A 21,287-nucleotide genomic window follows, 5' to 3' on the forward strand; every position below is an offset into this window, starting at 1 on the left:
CGCATACTCCGGCACCTGGATTCTCCACGCCTCACTCCGGATCGCAGCTGACCACCGACATGCTGGTTACACGTATGCAGTCTTCTCTCCTGGTGGCTTCCGCGGATGCACCGACAATGCCGCGCGGGGCGGCAGGACCTGCAAGCCGCGCAGGGGGCGGTCGCGGGTCTTTCCGGTTCAGCCGGACCGGTCGGCGAGCACCTCCCTGGCCGCCCGGGTTCCGGAGGCCAGCGCACCCTGCACCGAGCCGGTCGCCCGGTGGTCCCCGCATACGTACCGGCCGGGGGCGAGCCGGGTCGTACGGCTCACGGGCCAGGGCGGCAGCATGGCGGGCAGGGCGCCCTCGATGGTGTAGACGGCGATCTGCTCCCAGCCGCCGGTGTCGGCCGCGTACAACTCACCCAGGCGCCGCAGCACTTCGCGTGCGGTACCGGGTTGTCGAGGGCCGAGCACCGAGGTGGAGATCAGTGCGGTGCCGGGCGGGGCGTAGGTGGGAGCGACGTTCGACAGAACACAGGTGTTGAGGACTTGGCCGGTGCTGTCGACGAGGAGGGTGCGCTCACGGGTCGGGGGCCGCTCGGCCGCGTGGTAGTAGGTGGTGACGGTGCGCCCGTGGGGGACCTCGATTCCCGGCAGCAGGTGCGCCGCCGTCGCGGCCTCCGTGGCCACGACGACGGTCGGGGCCGTTACCTCGGTTCCGTCCTCCAGCAGCACGCCGTCCGGTGTCACGGAGGCGACCCGAGCGTGCGTGCGCAGCACACCGTCGGGCAGCGCCTCGGCGAGGTGCGCGGGAACGGCGCCCAGGCCGGCGGCGGGCAGGCACAGGGAGCCGCGGATCATGCTGCGCCACACGAGGTGGAAGAAGCGTGCCGAGGTCTCCAGGCGGTCCTCCAGGAAGACTCCGGAAAGGAAGGGCCGCACGAGCTGGGTGACGGCCTCATGCGACAGGCCCCCTCGGGCCAGCGCGGCCGAAGTCGAGCTGTCCGGGCGGCCTTTGAGCAGGCGCGCGGGCAGCAGCGCGTCGCGTGCGCTCAGGGCGCCCAGCGCGGCGAGGTCACGTGCCGACAGCACCCGGCCGGGCACCAGAGCGCCCGCCGTACCGGGCTCCCTTGTGGGGTCCGCGATCTTCAGGACGCTGCCGTCGGCGGTGTGCGCGATCAGCCCTGCGCTGAAGGCGCGCAGCCGCAGGCTCCGCAGGTCGACCCGGCGTTTTACCTGCGGGTACGCGGTGTTGAAAACCTGGAAGCCGCGGTCGAGGAGGAACCCGTCCTTGCGGTCGGTGCGCATACGGCCGCCCACGCCGTCGCTTCCTTCGAGCAGGACGACCCGCAGTCCCGCCGCGCACAGATCCCGCGTGCAGGCGAGCCCGGCGAGTCCGGCGCCCACGACAACGGCGTCCGGGTGCCGGCCGGAGTGGCTGTCCATGGGGGTGCTCCTTTCGTCGGTGGTGAGGCAATCCGCGGGAGGGCGGTCGGCGCAGGCTCCGTTCTGCGGCGGCGGGGAGCGTCAGCAGAACGGAGCGGGGTGCTGTGTTGCGCCGTCCTGCCTGGTCGTGCGGAACGTGCACGGGTCGAGGCCCGCCGCCTCGACGGCCTGACGCGCCTTGGTCGTGTCGGTGCCGGAGAGTGCCGGTGTGCGGGACAGCACGAATCCGGAGCGCCGGTCCGTGTCGGTGACGACCGCCCAGCGGTACCGGGTATCGAGACCCACCACGATGTAGTTGGCGCGGTCCGTGTGCCGATAGCCGCCCGCCAGATTCACGAAGGAGACATTCAGCCGCGCGTTGGAGGCGTCGAGCGGCACGGCCTCGCCGGTGATGGAGCTGCTCGTGCCGAGCCACGTGTCGCAGCTGTTGCGCACTCCCGGGGCGCCGGGACGGTCGACGCTGTAGACGGCCTTCACGTTCTTCTTGCACTGGACTTCGAAGAGCTGCGGGACGGCGGCGATCTGATACCACGTGCCTGCGTAACGCGAGACATCGAGCTGGGGAACCGACTGCGGAGGCCTCGTCGTCGCCGTCCGCTCGGCGCGTGCCCACGCCGCGGTGGCCGTTCCCGCCAGCAGAACGGCTGCCGCTGCGCTGATCACCGCGGTCCTCGGATAAGTACGCATTCTGTTCCTTTTCCCTTGTGGTCGCGGACGTCAGGCGCTCTGTTCGGCTGTCGAGAGGCGGCGCCGGAGGCTGTGCAGGGCCCGGCGGGTGTGCGACTTGACGGTGCCGAGTGGCAGACCGGTCCGGTCCGCGATCTGCCGCTGTGTCAGATCGCCGTAGAACGCCAGCCGCAGGACCAGTTGCTGCGCGGTGGGAAGGCGCCGCAGCTCGTCGGCGACAAGGACGCGATCGAGGGCGGCGGACGGGTCCGCACCGCCGGGCGGCATCTGGCGTGCCACGCCCTCGTTGTCCACGGCGGCGACCAGGCGGGTGCGCCGTGTACGGGCCGTCAGCGCGTCAGCGATCTTCTTGCGGGTGATTCCGGTCAGCCATGCTCCGAGCGTTCCGCGTTCGGGGTGGTAACCGTCGCGTCCGCGCCAGGCGGCCAGAAAGACCTGCTGTGTGACGTCCTCGGCCTCCGCGTGATCGCCCAGTGCGCGGTGCGCCAGCGTGAACACCAGCGCACCGTGGCGCGCGTAGGCGGAGGCGAGGGCGGTCTCCTCGCCGCGTTGCAGCCCCTCCACCACGAGCTGCTCGGCGTGGGACTCCTCCACGGGGGCTCGATGCGGCACATCAGGCCTGGTGGCCTCATGGTTCTGAGCCGACCGCGAGGTCGTTGTCGCTTGCGCTGCGAGCCTCATCGCTGTCTCCAGGGGAACGGGTTCCGGTGAGGCCACCGTGGCGCTTGCCGTTTCGCTGCAGCAACTTGCATCGTTTGTGCGCTTTATCGTGTCGGCATCTTAGACTGAGCGTGTGGACACTGCCTCGGAAGCTCGGCGATCACCCGCTCGGAAGAGTCCTGGCGGCGCGCTGGACATCGGCCTGACGACCGGCGACGTGGCTCGCCGTCTCGGCATTCGGCCCACCACGCTGCGCTCGTGGGACCAGCGGTACGGAATCGGTCCTGCCGGTCACGACACCGGAAGGCATCGCAGGTGGGCGCCCGGTGACATCGCGGTTCTGGAGGAGATGTGCCGGCTCACCGCTCTGGGTGTACCCCCGGCGGAGGCGGCGAGGGCGGCGAAGTCGACCGGGTCGGGGGAGCTGCCCGGTTCCGCGGAGGCGGGCCGCGAGCCGTCCGGGTCGTCCGCGTCGGACGGCGCGCCCACGGCGTCGGAGGACTTCCGCAAGGTGCCGGCCAGTTCCCTTCCCCTCGGACGGAACGCGCGCACAGAGACGCGTGGACTGGCCAAGGCGGCTACTCGCCTCGATGCTGCGTCGGTACAGCAACAGCTGGCCCAGCTGGTGAGCCGCTACGGACCGGTCGATGCCTGGCAAGAGGTGATCATGCCGTGCCTGCAGGCCGTCGGCCGGCGCTGGGAGAGCGCGGGGGACCGGCATGTGGAGATCGAGCACCTGCTGTCCTGGCATGTCTCGTCCGTACTGCACAGCACCCCCTGGCAGCCGGAGAAGACCGGCGCGGCGACGGCGCTGCTCGCCTGCGTTCCGGGTGAGCAGCACACCCTCGCCCTGGAGGCGCTCTCGGCCGCGCTCGGCGCGCGGGGGCTCGCGGTACGGATGTTCGGCGCCGCCCTGCCGGCCGCGGCGCTCGAAGACGCGGTGCGGCGGATCGGGCCGGCCGCGGTGGTGCTCTGGTCGCAGGTGCGCTCGACCGCGAACCCGGCGCTCGCCCAGCACATACGGAATCTCGACTGGGGCATCCGAGGGGCCCGCGTGCAGGCGAAGGTCTTCCTCGCGGGCCCCGGCTGGCCGACGGTGGGCCTGCCCGAGTTCACGCGGCTGCACACACTTCAGGGCGGCGTCGACGCGGTGGTGGCCGCGTGCAGCGAGTAGCCCGGCCAGGGCACGGACCGTCCCGGGTACGGGACCCTTGACGGCCGACCGTCATCGAGGCGGTCGTGCAGGCAGGCAGCCGCCCGGCTCGCTCAGGCCTGCGCGGGCTCGGACGCCTGCGCGGGCCTGGACGCCTGCGGCGAGCGCAGCGTGAGCAAGGTGATCTCGCTGGGCGCGAAGACCCGGAAAGGCGGCCCCCAGAACCCGGTGCCGCGGCTCGTGTAGAGGAGGGTCCGCGCGCCGTGCCTGCTGAGGCCCGCCACCACGGGCTGGTCGACGCGCACCAGATAGTGGAAGGGCCAGATCTGGCCACCGTGCGTATGGCCGGAGAGCTGGAGGTCGACGCCCGCGGCCGCCGCCCGGTCGACGAACTTGGGCTGATGGGCCAGGAGCAGCACGGGAAGTTCCGGGTCGACGCCGTCGAGTGCCGCGTCGAGCTGTGCGCGGTGGCCCGCCAGGCCGGAGTGCTCGGCGGTGACATCGTCCACGCCCGCGACGACGAGGGTGTCGTCGCCCTGCGCGAGCGGCAGATGGCGGTTGCGCAGCGGCTGCCAGCCCAGCTCGTCCATGAGGTCGACCCAGCCCTGGGCCTCGCTGTAGTACTCGTGGTTGCCGGTGACGTAGACGCGCCCGTGCCGGGCCCGCACGGTGGCGAGCGGCGCGGCCTGATCCCGCCGGCGCTCGGCCGTGCCGTCGGCGATGTCCCCGGTGTGGCACACCAGATCGGCGTCCAGGGTGTTCACCACGTCGCAGACCCGCGCGGACCAGCGGGCACGGTCGAGGGGGCCGTAGTGCGTGTCGGTGATGAGGGCGATGCGCAGACCGTCCAACCCGGCGCCCAGGCGTGGCAGTTGCACGTCCAGCCGGCGCACCCGCGGCACCCGGCGCGCTTCGGTGTACCCCCAGACCAGGAGTACGGCCGCAACGGCGACGGCCGTCCAGGTCACGAGGCGGGCACGGTCCTGACCCTCGCCGACCCCGGCCAGGAGCAGGACCGGCCGCAGGAAGACGCTGAACATCACGGACCAGGTGAACAGGACCCAGATGCTGCCGAGGAGGCCGGCTCCCGTGATGGCCGACCGGTCCTCCTGCCGGCGCCCGAGCCCCCGCACCATCATCACCGGCATCAGGACGAGTCCGAGCGCGAACAGGCAGGTCCCGGCCGCCGTGACAGCCGTCGGCCAGTGCTGGCCGGTGTGCAGCAACAACCAGCAGGGCACGGACCACAGCAGGACGGGCGCGATCAGAGGGAGGTACCGCATGAGGCGCATCAAGCGGCTCTTCTCGGGCGCCTCCGCCGTGCGCTGCGCTGTGCTCTCGGCGGATCCGGATTCGCTGATGTCGCTCACGCTTCCCCTTGCTGGAACAACCAGGCTGCCGTCGCGGGCACTGTAACCGGTCGCCCGTCGGCGCAGGCCCGGAGCCCGTCGGATACGGCAGGACCCGGTGCCCCCCTGGGGTCTCAGGAAGGGGCACCGGGTCGGTCTGCGCTACGCCCCGTACGTATACGGGGCGTAGCGCGGGTACGTCACCAGCGGTACGCGTCGAAGTTCCGGCTGAACTCCCAGCCGTTGAAGCGGTCCCAGTTGATGGACCAGGTCATCAGGCCGCGCAGCGTCGGCCAGGTGCCGTGGGTCTGATACGTGCCGCAGTTCGTCTTCTTCGTCAGGCAGTCGAGCGCCTTGTTCACCTCGGCCGGCGAGGTGTGCCCGTTGCCCGCGTTGGTGGAGGCGGGCAGCCCGATCGCCACCTGCTCGGGACGCAGCGCGGGGAACACACGGTCCGCGTTGCCGGCCACAGGGAAGCCGGTGAGCAGCATGTCCGTCATCGCGATGTGGAAGTCGGCGCCGCCCATGGAGTGGTACTGGTTGTCGAGACCCATGATGGAGCCCGAGTTGTAGTCCTGCACGTGCAGCAGCGTGAGGTCGTCGCGCAGCGCGTGGATCACCGGCAGATACGCGCCCGCCCGCGGGTCCTGGCCGCCCCAGGGACCCGATCCGTAGTACTGGTAGCCGAGCTGGACGAAGAACGTCTCCGGCGCCATGGTGAGCACGAACTTCGATCCGTACTTGGCCTTGAGCGTCTTGATCGCCTGGATCAGGTTGACGATCACGGGACTTGTGGGGTTGCGGAAGTCGGTGTCGCCGGTCTGCAGAGAGAGCGAGTGACCCTCGAAGTCGATGTCCAGACCGTCGAGCCCGTACTCGTTGATGATCTTCGATACGGAGGCCACGAAGGCATCACGGGCGGCCGTGCTGGCCAGCTGCACCTGACCGTTCTGCCCGCCGATCGAGATCAGGACCTTCTTGCCCGCGGCCTGCTTGGCGTCGATCGCCGCCTTGAACTCCGCCTCGGACTCGACGCCCGGGCACTCCGTCTGCGGGCAGAGCTTGAAGCGGATGTCGCCCGAGGTGACCGAAGTCGGCTCACCGAAGGCCAGGTTGATGATGTCCCATGACTCGGGGACGTCCGCCATCCGCGTATAGCCGGATCCGTTGGCGAAGCTCGCGTGCAGGTAGCCGACCAGCGCGTGCGCGGGGAGATCGCCGCCGGGTTCGCCGCCGCCGCTGGTGGTCGTCGCGGTCACGGCAGCGGACTTGGGGGAGTCGCCGGCGCTGTTTCCCGCGGTGACCTGGAAGGTGTACGCGGTGGCCGGGGTGAGGCCGGAGACGGTGGCCGAGGTGCCGCTCACCGTCGTGACCTGGGTGGTGCCGCGGTACACGGTGTAGCGCGTCGCGCCCGGGACCGCGGACCAGGACAGCGGGATCGTGGTGCTGGTGGGGGTGCCCGCCGTGAGGCCGGTCGGCGCCGCGGGTACCTGGACCGGAGTGCCGCCCGGACCGATGAGCGAGAGGTCGTCGGCCTGGTAGGCGGCGGTCCCGTACCAGCCGTGGGTGTAGATGGTCACGGAGGTGGTGGAGGCGCCGGTACGGAAGGTCGTGCTCAACTTCTGCCAGTCGGGCGCCGATTGGGTCCAGGTGGACACATCGGTGGTGCCGGTGCCGGAGGCCCCGAGGTAGACGTAGCTGCCGCGCACCCAGCCGCTCAGCGTGTACGCGGAGTTCGGCTGGACGCTGATCGTCTGGGAGCACTTGGCGTTGTCGCTGCCGGCCGGGGTCGCCTGCAGGGCCTTGGTGCCGCCGTGCACGGGGGAGGAGATCACGGCGCCGCTGCCCGCGGTGCAGCTCCAGTCGGTGAGTCCGGCTTCGAAACCGCCGTTGCGCGCGAGCTCGACGTCGGCCGCTTGGGCGGCAGGGACGGTGGCGAGCAGGCCGCCGGCCGCGAGCACGGCGGCCAGCAGGACGGCCAGGGGTCTAGGGCGTTGCACAACTGCCTCCAGGGGGACCCGATGAGGGGGAGTGGCGCACAGCTTGGTCCAGACCAATGAAGTGGTCAAGACCTCTGCCCGTCACCAAAGCCCAGGAATGGCAAGGGAGTTGGCTTTCGCCGCCGTGGTGGAACCCGGGCGGACGACGCGCCCGCCCGCCCGTGGACACCTCAGCTGCTTGAGCGGAACACCTCAGCTGCGGGTGGCCTCCCGAAAGGCGGGGGACACGGCCAGGATCCCGCCGTCGACCCGCAACGTCGTCCCGGTCACCCAGGAGGCGTCGGCCGAAGCGAGGAAGGCGACTGCCGCCGCGATGTCCTCGGGCTCCCCGATCCGCCCCAGCGGATACAGGGCGCGCAACGCTTCGAGCTGCTGCTCGCGGCCGGCCCATACGGCGGTACGCACCGTGCCCGGAGCGACCAGATTGACGCGCACCCCGCGCGGCGCCGCGTGCTCGGCGAGGGTGCGGGTGAGCGAGGCGAGCCCCGCCTTGGCCGCGCTGTAGGCGTGATTGCCGAAGGACACCTCGCCGTTGACCGAACCGATGCTCACGATGGCGCCGCGGCCGGAAGCCGCCAGATGCGGCATGGCCGCCCGTGCGCAGCGGAAGGCCCCGCTGAGCGTGATGTCGAGATCACGCTCCCAGACCTCATCGGACTCCTCCTCGACCAGTGCCGCGTCGACGCCGCACGACGCGGCGTTGTTGACCAGGACGTCCAGCCTGCCGAAGCGCTCCACCGTGGCGGCCACCACCGCCTCCACCGCGGCCCGGGAGGCCACGTCACACGCCAACCCCCAGGCGTCGGCGCCCTCTTCGCGCAACACGCGGGCGGTCTCCTCCGCCGCCGGCCCGTCCACATCCGCGAGCAGGACACGGCCGCCCTCCTGAGCGATCCGCCGCGCCGTGGCCGCACCGATTCCTCGGGCCGCACCGGTGATCAGTACGCCGTACCCTTCGAAGCGCCTCATCGCACAGAAGCTACCGATCATCCCTTCGGCACCACCAGACGTCTGCCACCTGCAATATCACTGCACGCAGCACCACCGACCCGCCGGCCGCGGACTCGCGCCTCACGGTCGAGTGCCGCCGGTCGTTGGGGTGGCGACCTTGCGAGTACGTGCCGGCCCGGCGGATACCGACTGTGTCCGTTCGGACCAGGGCGGCCGTGCGTCGGGCGGGAGCTCGCCTCCGCGTGCCAGGGCTTCGTCAGTCCCGGCGCGTGGCTGTGAGCCAGCGGTCGTCCTGGAACTCGGCCGGCACCTCGTCCTCCGCTGGATCGACCCCACGGCGTTCCAGTTCGTCGAACCATCGGTCCCGCTGTGATGCGGGGAGGTGTTCTCCGCACCAGGGGCAGAAGCCGATGGTGATGGTGGATGTGCCGCTGTCATGGATGATCAGCCCGTACTCCTGGAACTTGGCGCTGAACGCGACCAGCGCGTCCGGACAGGCGAAGGGGTCGCCGTGACGGTCGCAGGGTGTGTTCAAGTGGCGGTCCATCGCCTCGCAGCAGTGGCTGGTCATGACCTCGGCTTCTCGTTCATCGGCACGGTGCCCAGAAGTAGAGCATGCCGCCGATGACCGCCGCTGTGCTGTGCGTGGAGGGAAGGGCGTCGCCGGGCCGGCTCGACGCCACCGGAGTGGTATCCGTGCGGCGTCGAGCAGCGAGGAGGCTCAGGGCTGGAGCGGCATGGTCCAGCAGTTGGAGCCCGTGGGCTTGCCCTTGAGGCGGTCCGTCAGCCAGGAGATGGCATCCCCCTGGTCGGTGATCAGAGGGACGAGATGGTTGGTGAGGATCTTGTCGCCGAGGTTCGGGAGCCTGAGGGCCTCGTAGGTGACGCTGCCGCCCTTGCGGCACCAGTCCACGGCGAGCTGCCGGGCCTGCGCGTGCGGCACGATGTCGTCGTGCACGCCCGTCGCCACCCGTACGGGACCTGCCGGCTTCGACGTCCCGATGCGCTGCTTGTCCAGGGCCGCCTGCGCGGCGGGCTCGGCGGCGATGATGTCCGAGATCGGGCGCCCGTCCTTGGTCCACTTCGAGGACTTGGTGAAGCCGTAGCCGAACAGCGCGTCGCCGACGCACATCGTCGACGCGTCCTTGAGAGCGGCCTTGCCGCTGTCGTTGATGTTCTTCTCGACGACGGCCCGCAGATCGGGGTCCGACTGGGAGAAGCCGTTGATCGACCAGGCCAGCGCGCCGGCAAGCCCGCTGCCGTCGATCCCCTTCATGGTGGCGGTGAGATCGGCCGGCGGGGCGCCGGAGTAGGTGCCGGACAGCGGTACGTCGGGTGCATAGGAGGGCTGGAGCTCGGCGGCCGAGGCCGACGCGCCGCCGCCCTGGCTGTAGCCGTACAAGCCGGTGCGCGAGGCGGAGGTGACCGAAGCGCCCGGCACGCTGCGCGCGGCGCGGGCCGCGTCCAGGAGCGCATGGCCCTGGTCGACGCGGTTGACGTACGTGTGCAGGCGGTCGGTGGTGCCGAGGCCGACGTAATCGGTGACGACGACCGCGGTCCCGGTGGCGAGCAGACGGTAGACGGACAACGCCTCGTAGCCGACAGACACCGTGTCGCCGGTGAGGGTCAACGGGTGTTCCAGGGCGAACGAGGGGGCGCACTGGTCGCCCTGCCCCATCGTGCCCGAGGCCAGCGCCACCAGCGGGCGCGGACTCGCCTGCTCCCAGGCCGCCGACGGTTCGATGTAGACCCCGGTGACGGCGACGGGCTGCCCGGAGGCGTCGGTGGACTTGTACATCAGCCGGGTCGCCGTACCCGGCATGGCGCGGCCGTCGAGACCCGGGATGCTCAGCCCGAGCTTCATCGGCTCGCTGCGCACCAACGCCCCATTGGCGGCGGGCAGTTCGGCGGGCGGGGTGTAGAACGCGGGAATGGTCACACCGCGCGAGACGACCGGTGGTGCCTCGGCGGCGGAGGCCGGGCCGGATGCCAGGCACAGGCAGACGGTTCCGGCGAGCAGCGCGGATCCGGTGAGGGGAGTGAGCGAACGGAATCTCTTGCGGCTCAAGGTGTGCTCCTCGCTCGTCGTGAGGTGATCGGAGACCCGGCCGTACGAACTGCCGGAGTCCTGCGGCCTGTTGGCATGCATCGCGCACCTGATCGGGGTGCCGGGGTGCGAGGAACGTGTTGCGGGCATGCCAAGAACTGGCGGCGAGCGGGTTACTTACTCGCCAGTCAATTACTGGAGAGTAGGGTCGGTGTCACCCGGTGACAAGAAGCTTGCGCGCGTCAATCGGGGCCGTCGGGAGCGGGAAGCGGCCGACGCCGGGCGGCCTGACGGAGTGCGGGTCTACAGGCCCAGATCGCGGCCGACGATCTCCTTCATGATCTCGGTGGTGCCGCCGTAGATCGTGGTGATGCGCGAGTCGAGGTAGTCGTGGGCGATCCGGTATTCGAGCATGTAGCCGTAGCCGCCGTGGAGTTGGAGGCAGCGGCCGACGATGTTCACGTAGTGCTCGGTGGCCCAGAACTTCGCCGCCGCGGCGTCCACCGCGGTCAGTTCGCCGCGTGCGTGCCGCGCGAGCAGGTCGTCGAGGTGGCTGCGGCCGACGCGCGCCGTGGTGACCATGTCGGCCAGCTCGAAACGGGTGTTCTGGAAGGAGCCGATCGGCTTGCCGAACGCCCTGCGCTGCTTGACGTAGTCCAGGGTGCGTTCGAGCACGGCCTCGATGGAGGCCATGGCGTTCGCGGCGATGGAGATGCGCTCCTGGGGGAGGTTGCGCAGCAGTGAGGCGAAGCCGGTGCCTTCCTCGCCGAGCAGGTTGGCGGCCGGGACGCGGACGTCCTGGAAGGACAGTTCGCTGGTGTCCTGGGCGTGCAGGCCGACCTTCTCCAGATTGCGGCCGCGGGTGAAGCCGGGCCGGTCTGCCTCGATCACCAGCAGGCTGAGCCCGCCGTGCCGGTCCGGTCCGGTGCGTACGGCGGTCACGACGAGGTCGGCGTTCTGCCCGTTGGAGATGAACACCTTGCTGCCGTTGACGACGAAGTCCTCGCCGTCACGGACGGCGGTGGTGGCGATGCCGGCCAGGTCGCTGCCGGTGCCGGGTTCGGTCATCGCGACCGCCACGATCAGCTCGCCCGCGGCGATCCCGGGCAGCCAACGGGTTTTCTGCTCCTCGGTGGTGAGGTCGGTGAAGTAGGGCACCACGATGTCGTTGGACAGGCCCACGCCCGCGAGCGCGTCCGCCGCGGGATGGCGCGAGAACTCCTCGCCGATCACCGCGTTGAAACGGAAGTCGGTGACGCCGCCGCCCCCGTACTCCTCGGGGATGTTGAACCCGAGGATCCCCGCGCGGGCGGCCTCCTCGAACAGTGCACGGTCGACCTTGCCCTCGGCCCGCCACCTCTCCATGTGCGGGGCGGCGTGCTTGTCGGCGAACGAACGGACCGTGTCACGCAGCAGCTCGTGCTCGTCGTCGTACAGGGAACGCCTGGCTGAGATCACACCGGTCATGGGGACACCACTCCTGTTTCAAGGCGGATTGCGCCGCGTACGGCAGGGGCCGGTCGGTGGTTCACAGGTGCGCGACAGAAGCCTTGCCGACCACGGCAGGCGTCGTTATGTTAATCAGAAATCACACCCATGGACACCCTTGATGATCGCTCGATTCGCCTGCTGGGTATGCGAGTCAAGGTGCAGTCCGACCTGCCTGGAAGTAGGTAAGTGAATGGGGAATATCAGCAGACGACGCCTGCTGTCCTTAGGTGCCGCGCTGGGTCTGGCGAGTGCGGCGGCCGCACCGGAGGCGTGGGCCTGGTCGTCCGCCGGCTCGCTCGCCGGCGTCGACGCGGTCACCGATCCGTTCCAGGTCTGGGACCCCGAGCCGGACGCGGTGGCCGCGCGCCTCCTCGCCGACGGCGTGATCCCCGCGGTCAACACCGCCTGGCGCTCGTGGACCGACAACGCAGACCCCCTGCCGCCGGGCATGCCCGGCTACCTGACCAGCTATCTGCAGCAGGTCAACCGGCTTCCGTCCTGGGCCGACGCGGCCAAACTCGCCGCGTCCGAGCGCTACTACAAGCGCCTGGCCTCGTATCTCTTCGTCTCGCAGAGCATCGGCAGCGGCATCATGAGCACCGTGATCCCGCGCGAGGCCCGGGCGGTCTACTGGTCCGCGGGCGGCGCCGACATGAAGGACCGCGCAGCCAAGACCTTCACCTTCGGCTACGACCTCAACTCCGAGACCGCCTGGCAGCCCACCGGGCACTTCATCGTCACCGCGAACAAGACCCGCCTGGTCCACTCGGTGGTGCGCAACCTGCTGCCCACGTCCGCGGGCTTCATGGAGAGCGCCGACCAGCCCAGGCCGATCAGCAACGGCGACATCCTGCGCACCTTCCACTCGGTGGCCACGTACGCGCACAGCAACCTGCTCAAGTGGGGCATCCGCCTCTCGTCGGCCGAGAAGGAGGCGGACCTGCACGCCTGGCAGGTCGCCCTCCATCTGCTGGGCGTGCAACGGCAGTTCATCCCCGCCACCTGGGCCGACTGTCTGGCGCAGGCCGAGCACATGCTGTGGCCCGACCTCGGCCCCACGCGCGAGGGCAACATCCTGGCCGAGACGCTGCTCGGCTATGTCTCACAGCCCACGCTGGGACTGGCGGACGGGTTCGTGAACGAGTTCGTGCGCTACCTGCTCGGCAACCAGATCGGCGACTGGCTCGGGCTGCGCCGCGACCTCGTGCAGGCGGCGCTCATCCGGGTCGAATGGCCGCTGTACGTCGCGTTCCGCGAGGGGACGTCGGGCGTGCTGCCCCGCAGCGGCTACCTGTTCGACCAGGCCCTGCGCGACATCGCGATGCTGTACCTCAACAACGGCACCTCGCCGACGCAGACCCCGATCACGCTCCCGGCCGCGAACCGGCCGGGCGGCTGAGCTCCGCGGACGGCGACCGAGGCCCTTGCGGTGACGCCCCGCGCCTTCCCCCACGTGGCGCGGGGCGATCACCGATGGCCGAGAGCCCGTGCGGACGGATCCGCAAGCCGCCGCCGACCGAAGCCGTACGGACGGATCCGCAAGCCGTCGCCGGCAGGCAGCCGACGGGTGTCACAGCCCCAGAGCCCGTACGACCAGAGCGGTGACTGCGCTCCGGTGCTCGGCGGAATCCCGCCAGCGCAGCCTGCGTCCCGCCTCGACCACCACGCCGAACCCCGCATGCACCAGAACCCGCGCCTGCCGTGCGTCCAACTCCGGCCGTGCCAGCAGCAGGTGCTGCTCCCATACGGCGATGTGTTCGCGCTGCGCGAGAATCAGGGGCTGCCGCAGATCGTCCGGGAGCCCGGCGACCTCGGCCTCCGCGACGCTGGTGAGCGCGGTGTGCTCGAAGCTGTACCCGACGTACGCCGCAGCCAGCGCGGCCACCGCGTCGCGCGGATCGCCCACCTCGTCGAGACTCCGCTCCACAGCCTGGGCGAGGAGCCCCGCGGCCTGCAGGCACGCGGCCACCAGGATGTCCGTCTTGGTGGCGTAGTGCCGGTAGAGCGCGGACGGCGCGATCCCCACCGCCTGGGCGATCTGACCGTTGGTGACCTTCGCGAACCCGTCCCGCGCGAACAGCGGAATCGCCGCGGCGAGGATCTGCGCCCGCCGGGTGCGCGGCACCGGCGGTGCGGGCAGTTCGACCGGGCGCGGCGCATTCACAGCCGACGCGGGAGCGCTCGCCGCCACGCGCAGCGCGGAGGTCAGCAGCACTTCCTCCAGGCGCCGCCGGGCGATCGCGTTGTGGTGCTGGGTGACCGACCCGATCACGCCGAGCGCCGCCACGGCGCGCAACGGCACATCGGGCAGCGGGTGTTCGCGCCGTACTGCCTCGGACACCCGCCCCACGACCCGCGCGAACTTGCCCTTCAGAAGCCGGCGGTCCTCGGCCTTGAGGTAGCGCGCCTCCCAGCGGTACAGGCCCCCGGAGGCGCGATGCTCCACGGCGACCCGGGTGACGGCGCCGAGCAACTCCCTCGGATCCGCCTCGGGCGGCAGCTCGTCGAGGGTGGCGACGAGCCGGTCCACCATGACGTTCGCGCACTCGGCGAACAGCGCGTACTTGTTGGGGAAGTGCCGGTAGAGCGCCGTGGCCGTGATCCCGACGGCGGCGGCGATCTCCTCCATGGAGGCCGCGTGATAGCCGCGCTCGCTGAACACCCGGCCGGCCGCTCCGACGATCAGCTGCTTGCGGTTGCGCGGGCGCGTGGCCGCGATCGGCTCGGCCGTCACCGGCAGGAAGAGGGACGCAGGGACTGGGCCATGTCCCTCAGTCAATCACACGGCCCCGGCCGTGGGGCGGCTGCTCGGCGCTTCGGGTCCGATGTGACTCGCCGTTCACATCCCAGGTGATTTTCCATTAACAAAGGGCTTCTTGAGCGACGCCGCCGCGGGCATAATGGCCAACGCTTCCACCCCAGCGCATCCCGCCCCGGCGCATTGCGGCCCAATGCACCTCGCCCCGCCCTGCGCATCCGGATCCCGAGGAGTGGCATGTCCACCGTTACGGCTCCCGCCTGGACCTTCCGGCACCACTGGATGGCGCAGGTGGCCACCCATGCGACCATGCGGCCCGACAAGCCCGCGCTGCGTCACCTCGGTGCCACGACCACCTGGGCCCAACTCTCGCGGCGCTCCCTGCAGTTGGCCTCCGCGCTGTCCGGCCGAGGCGTCGGCGAGGGGGACCGGGTCGCCCTCCTGACGCTCAACCACCCGTGGTTCGTGGAAAGCGTGCTCGCGGCCAACAGTGTGGGTGCCATGGCGGTGCCGCTCAGCTTCCGGCTCGCGCCGCTCGAACTCGGCTACATCCTGAACGACTGCACCCCGTCCGCGCTCGTCGTCGACGCACGCCTGCTGCCCTTGCTGAGCTCCGTCCCGGCCGTCGCGTCCATCGGCACGGTCATCGTGATCGGCGAGCAGGGCCAGAGCGGGGGAGCGGCCGTCACCGGGCAACAGGGCGATACGGAGCGGCAGTTCGCATACGAAGAGTTCCTGGCCGCCCATGACCCGATGGAACTGCCCGACATCGCCGAGGAGTCCACGGCGCTGATCATGTACACCTCGGGCACCACCGGCCGACCCAAGGGCGTGCTGCTCTCCCACCGGAACATGCAGGTGCAGGCCATCACCTGCATCCGGGCGATGGAGATCTTCGACGACTCCGATGTCGGCTTCCTGACCGCGCCCTTCTTCCACATCGCCGGCCTCGGCTCGATCGTCGCGAACATCCTGGTCGGCAGCACCGTCGTGATCCACCCGCTGGGCGCCTTCGACCCACAGGGCGTCCTCGACGCGTACGAGCGTGAGGGCGCCACCGTCGTGTTCAACGTGCCGCAGCAGTGGGACCTGCTCTGCGCCCAACCCGACATCGACAAGCGCGACTTGAAGCTGCGCGTCATCAGCTGGGGCGCGGCGCCCGCGAGCGACGCGACCCTGCGCGCCATGGGGGAGGCCTTCCCCGACGCCCTGAACGTTGCCGTGTTCGGGCAGACCGAGACCTCCCCGATCACCTGCGTACTGCGCGGCAAGGACTCCCTGCGCAAACTCGGCTCCGTCGGCCGGCCCATCCCGACCATCCAGTACCGCATCGTCGACGCGGAGATGAACGACGTGCCCGTGGGCGAGGTCGGCGAGATCGTCTACCGCGGGCCGACCGTCACCCAGGGCTACTGGAAGAAGCCGCAGGAGACCGCGGAGGCCTTCGAAGGAGGCTGGTTCCACTCCGGAGACCTGGTGCGGATGGACGAGGAAGGCTTCGTCTGGGTGGTCGACCGCAAGAAGGACATGATCATCAGCGGCGGCGAGAACATCTACTGCGCCGAGCTGGAGAACGCCATCGCCGGACACCCCGCGGTGCTCGAGGTCGCGGTGATCGGCCGCCCCGACGAGCGCTGGGGCCAGATACCCGTCGCCTACGTCACCCTCGCGCCCCAAGCCACCTTGTCCCTGGCGGAGTTGACCGGATTCCTCGACGGCAGGATCGCGTCCTTCAAGATGCCCAAGGACCTCGTGACCGGCGACGGACTGCCCCGCAATGCGGGCGGCAAGGTCGTCAAGCACACCCTGCGCACCCAGGACGAGCACCGTACGGCCCCGCTCGCCTGACGCACCGTACGCACCCTGCCGCCTGACGTACGCACCTCGTCGCCCGACTGAACCCGGGCCGCCCCGGGCATGATCGCCCGGACCCTCGGGCCGCCGACCCGTCCCGGCCCTGCGTCCCGCCCACGGCCCGCCTCCTCGACCAGGTGACGAACCCGGGCAACGACCCGGGGTGTTCCCTGCGGCGCCTTGCACGGCGCCGACCCCCGAAACTTCCACGTATGAGGACGGACCCATGCAGCTCAACTCCCGCCAGCGGGCAGCGCTCACGGCGATATGCGACACGTTCGCACCCGGCGACGGTGCGGAGATCCCGTCCGCGGGCACGCTCGGCGCCGTGCCCGTCGCCGAGGCCCTCATCGGCGCCCAGCCACGCGCCCACGACCGCAAGCAGCTCGCCACCCTGCTCTCCCTGTGGGACACGCGGCTGACCGGACTGCTCCTCGGCACATCGGGCCGCCGTTTCTCGGCTCTGACTCCCGCGGCCCGCGAGGAGTTGATGCTCCGCATGGGCGAGGCCTCCTCCGAACGCAAGCGCGTCCTGTTCCAGGCCCTGCGCGGCCTGGCGACCTCCGCCTACCTGCTGGCGTCGGGGACGGACGGCACCTCGCCCGTCTGGCAGGCCATCGGCTATCCCGGGCCCCTGGGCCCCAAGCCCGACGCCCCACGCCCGCCCCTCACACCGCTGTCGCCCACGGAGGACACGACGCTCGACTGCGATGTCGTCGTGGTCGGCTCCGGCGCCGGGGGAGGGACGGCCGCAGCCGTCCTCGCCGCAGCGGGACTCGGTGTCGTCGTGCTCGAAGGCGGCGGCTACTACGACGACGCCGACTTCGACGGCGGCGAACCCTCCGGCCTCACCCGCCTGTACGCCCCCGGCCCCTCGGCCACCGCCGAAGGCCAGGTCTCCCTCGTCGCCGGCTCCTGCCTCGGCGGCGGCACCGTCGTCAACTGGACGACCTCCTTCCGTACGCCCGACGAGATCCGCGACGAATGGGCGTCCCTCGGCGCCTGGCAGTTCGCGGAGAAGGAGTACACCCAGGCGCTCGACGCGGTCACGGACCGGCTCTCCGTCAACACCGACCACAACACCGCATCGGCCCGCGACGCCGTGATGGAGCGGGGGCTGCGCGCCCTGGGCTGGCACGTGGACGCCATGCCGCGCAACGTCGTCGGCTGCGACACGGGCACCGAATGCGGACGCTGCGGATACGGCTGCCGACTCGGCGCCAAGCAGTCCGTCACCAAGACCTGGCTCGCCGACGCCGAAGCCGCCGGCGCCCGCCTCGTCATCGACACCACGGTCCGCACCATCGACGTACAACAGGGCCGGGCCGTCGGCGTCCGCGGCACCACCACGGCCGGCCACTCCGTCACCGTCCACGCCCGCGCCGTCGTCGTGGCCGCGGGGGCCATCCAGACACCTGCTCTGCTGCGCCGCTCGGGATTCACCGACCCCGCCATCGGCCGGTATCTGCGCCTGCACCCCGCGACGGCCGTCTGGGGCGTCTTCGACGAGGAGATCCGCCCCTGGGAAGGCGGCCTGCAGACCCGCTACTCCCGCGAGCACAGCAACCTCGACGGCCGGGGCCACGGCGTCATCTACGAAACCGGACCCGGCAACCCCGCCGCCCTCCAGGGGTTCATGAACTGGCGCGGCGCCACCGCCCACCTCGGCGCGCTCAAGGACCTCACCCACACCGCGGGAGTCGGCATCATCACGCGCGACCGCGACAGCGGCGTCGTCAAGGTGGCACGCGACGGCGAACCCGTCCCGCACTACCGGCTCTCCGCCTACGACACCGCACACCTGCACGCCGGAGTCGAGGGCGCCGCCAAGATCCTGGCCGCCGCGGGCGCACGCCGTATCACCTCGGCACACCAGGCGGGTCCCGCCTACGAGCCGGACCGCGGCGGCACCTACGAGGAGTTCGTCACGGCCTGCCGCAACACCGGCTACGAGCCCGGCCGTTGCGCGATCGCCGCCCTGCACATCATGGGCACCGCGCGGATGGGAGGCTCGCGCGACACCAGCGCCACCGACCCCGACGGAGCGACCTGGGAGGTGCCCAACGTCGTGGTCGCCGACGCCTCCTGCTTCCCGACCTCGTCGGGCGTGAACCCGATGATCTCCATCGAGGCCATCGCCTACATGAACGCCACCAGGCTGGCGGAGCGCCTCGGCCGCCAGAGTTGATCCGGTGCGCGGGTCCAGGCCGCGCAACCCGGCGGAAACCACGCCCGGTTGCACGGCCCGCCCCCGGACGGTCAACCGCCCTTCACTCCCTTGGCGAGGCCCCGTACGTACCGCCGCTTCCACCCGGTGATCCGGGCCACCTCGCCCACATCACCGCCTTCGCGGACGACAGCGGCGGCCTCACTGCGCAGATCGACGAGCGCGGCGTCGAGAGCGGCCTGGGCCTCGCGACAACGCTGGGCGGCGAGTTCGAGCTTGGCGGTGTTCATGCGAGCCCTGTTCCCCGTAAGCGCATCTTCAAGAATCGAGGTCGGGGCCGACTGCAGGTGGCGGTGGGGTGGATCATCGCTCACTGTTGCTCCGACTGGGCGCGCAACCAGCGACTTCCTCACTCGGCCCGCCCCGCCTCGGCCTTGCTCACCCCAACGCGCCGAAGACAGCCGCGGCGGCGCGCGCGATCAGCGCATCATCGTGCGCGGCGTCCGCGTCGCGTCCCGGGCGGCGGGACATCACGGCGAGGACCACCGGCTTGCCGCCCTGCGGCGGCCAGGCGAGCGCGATGTCGTTGCGTGTTCCGTACGAGCCGTTGCCGGTCTTGTCGCCGATACGCCAGCCCTTGGGCGCACCGGCCCGGATCAGTTTGTCGCCGGTGGTGTTGCGTACGAGCCAGTCGGTCAGCGCGCCGCGCTCGTCCGCGTTCAGCACGTCGCCCAGGGTGAACTCCCGCAGGGAGCGGGCCATGGCGCGAGGTGTGCTGGTGTCCCGCTCGTCGCCCGGCAGTGCCTGGCTCAGTTCGACCTCGTAGCGGTCGCAGCGGGTGGTGTCGTCTCCGATGGCGCGCAGCGCACTCTGCAGCCCACGGGGGCCGCCGAGTTCACGGAAGAGCGCGTTGGCCGCCCCGTTGTCGCTGTAGCGGACCGCGGCATCGCACAGAGCGCGCAGGGTCATTTGCGCTCCCCGCTCCTTCTCGGTCACCGGTGACCATCCTTCGACATCCGAGGCCCGTACGGTGACCTCGCTGTCGATTCCGTCGAGTCCGCGTTTGTCGAGTACCGCCGCAGCGAGGAACGCCTTGCACGTCGAGCAGTACGCGAAGCGCTCATCCGCTCGGTACGCCAGCTCACGCCCGTCGGCCGTGTCGACGGCGAACACGCCGAGGCGCGCGTCGAACTCGCGCTCCAGCGCCCGGAATTCGCCCACCGGAACAGAAGTCGTCGGCGTTCCCGCGGCGGAGGGCCGAGTCGGGGTCCCCGGAGCGGATGGTCTGCCGGGGCTGCGGTCCTCGCCTCCGCCGCATCCGGCGAGGGGCGCTGCGGCCGCGGCCAGGAGCGCGGCGAGGGCGGTGCGGCGGGTGGTGCTGTCCGGCATGGTGACGTTTCTCCCGTGCGGTGGGCGGACCGATTACTGTAAAGGTCCGCTTCTTTCCCTCGTCGGAGGATCACTCGTCAGCGTGGAGGGCAGGTACCGTCGGATGGGCATAGCAGAGTCCGCAGCAGCCCGCATCGATGATGCGCGCACGCTCCTGGTCGCGCCCGCGACGGTGCAGGTCCAGGAATGGGCCGGGGACTTCTGCGGAACCACCCTCACGCCCGAGCAGTTCGTCTCCGCTCCACCCGATCTCACGCGGAGAACCCTCTACCTCTGCGGTGACCTGTCCATGTTCCGAGGCAGTCAACTCCAGGGCGCTGAGCGGGTGTTCGTCATACGGGAGCCTTCGCACGGCCGCCTGCTCGTGGATGCGGCTGTGCCTTGCCGCTTCGTCGACCTCGGCCGGGTTCCCCTTCGCGTACACGGTGCAGGCGTGCACTACCGCCGCTTCTTCGATCCCGGCCCCGCGATATTCGACAACATTCGCGCGGAACACGCCTTCCAGTCCCTCACGGAGTCCACCAAGCCGGGAACGGCCCACCGCAGCGGCATCTATCTGACGCCCGTCACGCGGGAGGAAAAGGCCCTGCATTTCCGCCTGTTGAGGTGCTCCACGAATCTCTCGGGCCCCACCGAGAACTTCCGCTCGACCGATATCCGTATCGTCGAGGAGCTCAATCGCGAGGCCGCCACGGTCTTCCGTGATCACGCGCCGCTCAATCACGTCCTGGCCCAGATCTACCACAACACCCTTGCCACGACGGACCGTAAGCAGTCGAAGGCCAGAATCTCGGCGCACGCCGACAAGACCAAGGACATGCCGGCCAACGGCATCATGGCCTTCTGCACGTTCTACGACCGGCTCGACGGACTGCAGCCGCTCGCCGAAGACCCCTTCGACTACGGAGTGAAGGGTGTCAGCGGGCTGACCCGGCTCCGCTTCCGGCTGAAGGATCCGGCCGAAGCGCGCGATGAGGCCCTGTTCCCGGAACAGTTCACCGTGACACTCCATCCCGGCTCGGTCTTCTTCATGCCGCTGGCCACCAACCGCCTGTACACGCACGAGATCCGGCCGTCGGCTCTGGAAGCGTCACTGCTCCCGACCCGTCTGGGCTACGTGGTCCGCTGCTCGGGCACCGAAGCCGTACACGAGGATGGCCGTACGTTCCTCAAAGCGGCAGGTGGTGGGGGAGAGGAAGCCCGGGTGCCGCTGGAGCCGCCCACGGAAGCCGGCATGGAGGAACTGCGCAGGCTGTACGCGGAGGAGAACCGGACCTCGTCCTTCATCGACTACGGCGACGGTTTCGGCTTCAGCATGAACACGGGAGATTACCTTGCGCCCCGCTTCTAGGATCC

General features: G+C 70.5%; 17 protein-coding genes. 5 read left to right on the forward strand and 12 right to left on the reverse strand.

Going from position 1 to position 21,287, the window contains the following annotated elements; translation table 11 throughout:
* Nucleotides 1-177: 177 nt before the first annotated feature.
* From H9Y04_RS21915 to H9Y04_RS21925, 3 genes are all read right to left on the reverse strand, one after another.
* Complete coding sequence (locus tag H9Y04_RS21915) at nt 178-1,425, reverse strand: NAD(P)/FAD-dependent oxidoreductase (protein ID WP_187815648.1); 1,248 nt, start codon at nt 1,423-1,425, stop codon at nt 178-180.
* A gap of 81 nt (nt 1,426-1,506) precedes the next feature.
* Nucleotides 1,507-2,112, reverse strand: coding sequence for a lipocalin family protein (locus H9Y04_RS21920; protein WP_187815649.1), 606 nt, complete (start codon nt 2,110-2,112; stop codon nt 1,507-1,509).
* Nucleotides 2,113-2,142: 30 nt separating this feature from the next.
* The gene (locus tag H9Y04_RS21925; protein ID WP_187815650.1) at nt 2,143-2,793 is read right to left on the reverse strand and encodes a sigma-70 family RNA polymerase sigma factor; all 651 of its coding nucleotides are present in this window, start codon (nt 2,791-2,793) and stop codon (nt 2,143-2,145) included.
* 112 nt (nt 2,794-2,905) lie between these two features.
* On the opposite strand from H9Y04_RS21925, the gene H9Y04_RS21930 reads away from it, so the two are divergent.
* Entirely contained in the window at nt 2,906-3,946 is a 1,041-nt protein-coding gene (locus H9Y04_RS21930) for a MerR family transcriptional regulator (protein WP_187815651.1), read from the forward strand.
* Nucleotides 3,947-4,038: 92 nt separating this feature from the next.
* Here the strand turns inward: H9Y04_RS21930 and H9Y04_RS21935 are convergent, their stop codons facing one another.
* From H9Y04_RS21935 to H9Y04_RS21960, 6 genes are all read right to left on the reverse strand, one after another.
* Nucleotides 4,039-5,295 carry a metallophosphoesterase gene (locus tag H9Y04_RS21935; protein ID WP_187815652.1) on the reverse strand — a complete coding sequence of 419 codons (1,257 nt, stop codon included), beginning with the start codon at nt 5,293-5,295 and terminating at the stop codon, nt 4,039-4,041.
* 179 nt (nt 5,296-5,474) lie between these two features.
* On the reverse strand, nt 5,475-7,274 hold the full coding sequence (locus H9Y04_RS21940) for a chitinase (protein ID WP_187815653.1): 1,800 nt from the start codon (nt 7,272-7,274) through the stop codon (nt 5,475-5,477).
* A 192-nt stretch (nt 7,275-7,466) separates the two neighbouring features.
* Complete coding sequence (locus H9Y04_RS21945; protein WP_187815654.1) at nt 7,467-8,243, reverse strand: SDR family NAD(P)-dependent oxidoreductase; 777 nt, start codon at nt 8,241-8,243, stop codon at nt 7,467-7,469.
* Between the two features lie 238 nt (nt 8,244-8,481).
* A complete protein-coding gene (locus H9Y04_RS21950) occupies nt 8,482-8,796 on the reverse strand; it encodes a DUF6980 family protein (protein WP_187815655.1) in 315 nt (104 codons plus the stop codon).
* Between the two features lie 150 nt (nt 8,797-8,946).
* Nucleotides 8,947-10,293 carry a lipase family protein gene (locus tag H9Y04_RS21955; RefSeq protein ID WP_438818130.1) on the reverse strand — a complete coding sequence of 449 codons (1,347 nt, stop codon included), beginning with the start codon at nt 10,291-10,293 and terminating at the stop codon, nt 8,947-8,949.
* Nucleotides 10,294-10,575: 282 nt separating this feature from the next.
* The gene (locus tag H9Y04_RS21960) at nt 10,576-11,739 is read right to left on the reverse strand and encodes an acyl-CoA dehydrogenase family protein (protein ID WP_187815657.1); all 1,164 of its coding nucleotides are present in this window, start codon (nt 11,737-11,739) and stop codon (nt 10,576-10,578) included.
* 214 nt (nt 11,740-11,953) lie between these two features.
* Here H9Y04_RS21960 and H9Y04_RS21965 point away from each other — a divergent pair, with 214 nt between their 5' ends.
* Nucleotides 11,954-13,162: an oxygenase MpaB family protein gene (locus tag H9Y04_RS21965; RefSeq protein WP_187815658.1), complete on the forward strand. Its 1,209-nt coding sequence runs from the start codon at nt 11,954-11,956 to the stop codon at nt 13,160-13,162.
* Nucleotides 13,163-13,333: 171 nt separating this feature from the next.
* Here H9Y04_RS21965 and H9Y04_RS21970 read toward each other — a convergent pair whose 3' ends face one another.
* Nucleotides 13,334-14,497 carry a TetR/AcrR family transcriptional regulator gene (locus H9Y04_RS21970; RefSeq protein WP_187815659.1) on the reverse strand — a complete coding sequence of 388 codons (1,164 nt, stop codon included), beginning with the start codon at nt 14,495-14,497 and terminating at the stop codon, nt 13,334-13,336.
* Nucleotides 14,498-14,758: 261 nt separating this feature from the next.
* On the opposite strand from H9Y04_RS21970, the gene H9Y04_RS21975 reads away from it, so the two are divergent.
* Both H9Y04_RS21975 and H9Y04_RS21980 read left to right on the forward strand, forming a co-directional pair.
* Nucleotides 14,759-16,369 carry a long-chain-fatty-acid--CoA ligase gene (locus H9Y04_RS21975; protein ID WP_187815660.1) on the forward strand — a complete coding sequence of 537 codons (1,611 nt, stop codon included), beginning with the start codon at nt 14,759-14,761 and terminating at the stop codon, nt 16,367-16,369.
* A 232-nt stretch (nt 16,370-16,601) separates the two neighbouring features.
* Entirely contained in the window at nt 16,602-18,563 is a 1,962-nt protein-coding gene (locus H9Y04_RS21980) for a GMC family oxidoreductase (RefSeq protein WP_187815661.1), read from the forward strand.
* 71 nt (nt 18,564-18,634) lie between these two features.
* Here H9Y04_RS21980 and H9Y04_RS21985 read toward each other — a convergent pair whose 3' ends face one another.
* Together H9Y04_RS21985 and bla are read right to left on the reverse strand one after the other, a co-directional pair.
* Entirely contained in the window at nt 18,635-18,832 is a 198-nt protein-coding gene (locus H9Y04_RS21985) for a hypothetical protein (RefSeq protein ID WP_187815662.1), read from the reverse strand.
* 148 nt (nt 18,833-18,980) lie between these two features.
* Entirely contained in the window at nt 18,981-19,931 is a 951-nt protein-coding gene (bla, locus tag H9Y04_RS21990) for a class A beta-lactamase (RefSeq protein WP_187815663.1), read from the reverse strand.
* Nucleotides 19,932-20,034: 103 nt separating this feature from the next.
* Here bla and H9Y04_RS21995 point away from each other — a divergent pair, with 103 nt between their 5' ends.
* Nucleotides 20,035-21,282, forward strand: coding sequence for a hypothetical protein (locus H9Y04_RS21995; RefSeq protein ID WP_187815664.1), 1,248 nt, complete (start codon nt 20,035-20,037; stop codon nt 21,280-21,282).
* The last annotated feature ends 5 nt before the right edge of the window (nt 21,283-21,287 follow it).

Source organism: Streptomyces polyasparticus (assembly GCF_014493765.1).
GTDB lineage: Bacteria > Actinomycetota > Actinomycetes > Streptomycetales > Streptomycetaceae > Streptomyces > Streptomyces polyasparticus.

Bases quoted from the DNA above. Each gene is read 5' to 3' on its own strand.
- H9Y04_RS21915 (WP_187815648.1), bottom strand. From the start codon at position 1,425: ATGGACAGCCACTCCGGCCGGCACCCGGACGCCGTTGTCGTGGGCGCC.
- H9Y04_RS21920 (WP_187815649.1), bottom strand. From the start codon at position 2,112: ATGCGTACTTATCCGAGGACCGCGGTGATCAGCGCAGCGGCAGCCGTT.
- H9Y04_RS21925 (WP_187815650.1), bottom strand. From the start codon at position 2,793: ATGAGGCTCGCAGCGCAAGCGACAACGACCTCGCGGTCGGCTCAGAAC.
- H9Y04_RS21945 (WP_187815654.1), bottom strand. From the start codon at position 8,243: ATGAGGCGCTTCGAAGGGTACGGCGTACTGATCACCGGTGCGGCCCGA.
- H9Y04_RS21950 (WP_187815655.1), bottom strand. From the start codon at position 8,796: ATGACCAGCCACTGCTGCGAGGCGATGGACCGCCACTTGAACACACCC.
- H9Y04_RS21960 (WP_187815657.1), bottom strand. From the start codon at position 11,739: ATGACCGGTGTGATCTCAGCCAGGCGTTCCCTGTACGACGACGAGCAC.
- H9Y04_RS21965 (WP_187815658.1), top strand. From the start codon at position 11,954: ATGGGGAATATCAGCAGACGACGCCTGCTGTCCTTAGGTGCCGCGCTG.
- H9Y04_RS21975 (WP_187815660.1), top strand. From the start codon at position 14,759: ATGTCCACCGTTACGGCTCCCGCCTGGACCTTCCGGCACCACTGGATG.
- H9Y04_RS21980 (WP_187815661.1), top strand. From the start codon at position 16,602: ATGCAGCTCAACTCCCGCCAGCGGGCAGCGCTCACGGCGATATGCGAC.
- H9Y04_RS21985 (WP_187815662.1), bottom strand. From the start codon at position 18,832: ATGAACACCGCCAAGCTCGAACTCGCCGCCCAGCGTTGTCGCGAGGCC.
- bla (WP_187815663.1), bottom strand. From the start codon at position 19,931: ATGCCGGACAGCACCACCCGCCGCACCGCCCTCGCCGCGCTCCTGGCC.
- H9Y04_RS21995 (WP_187815664.1), top strand. From the start codon at position 20,035: ATGGGCATAGCAGAGTCCGCAGCAGCCCGCATCGATGATGCGCGCACG.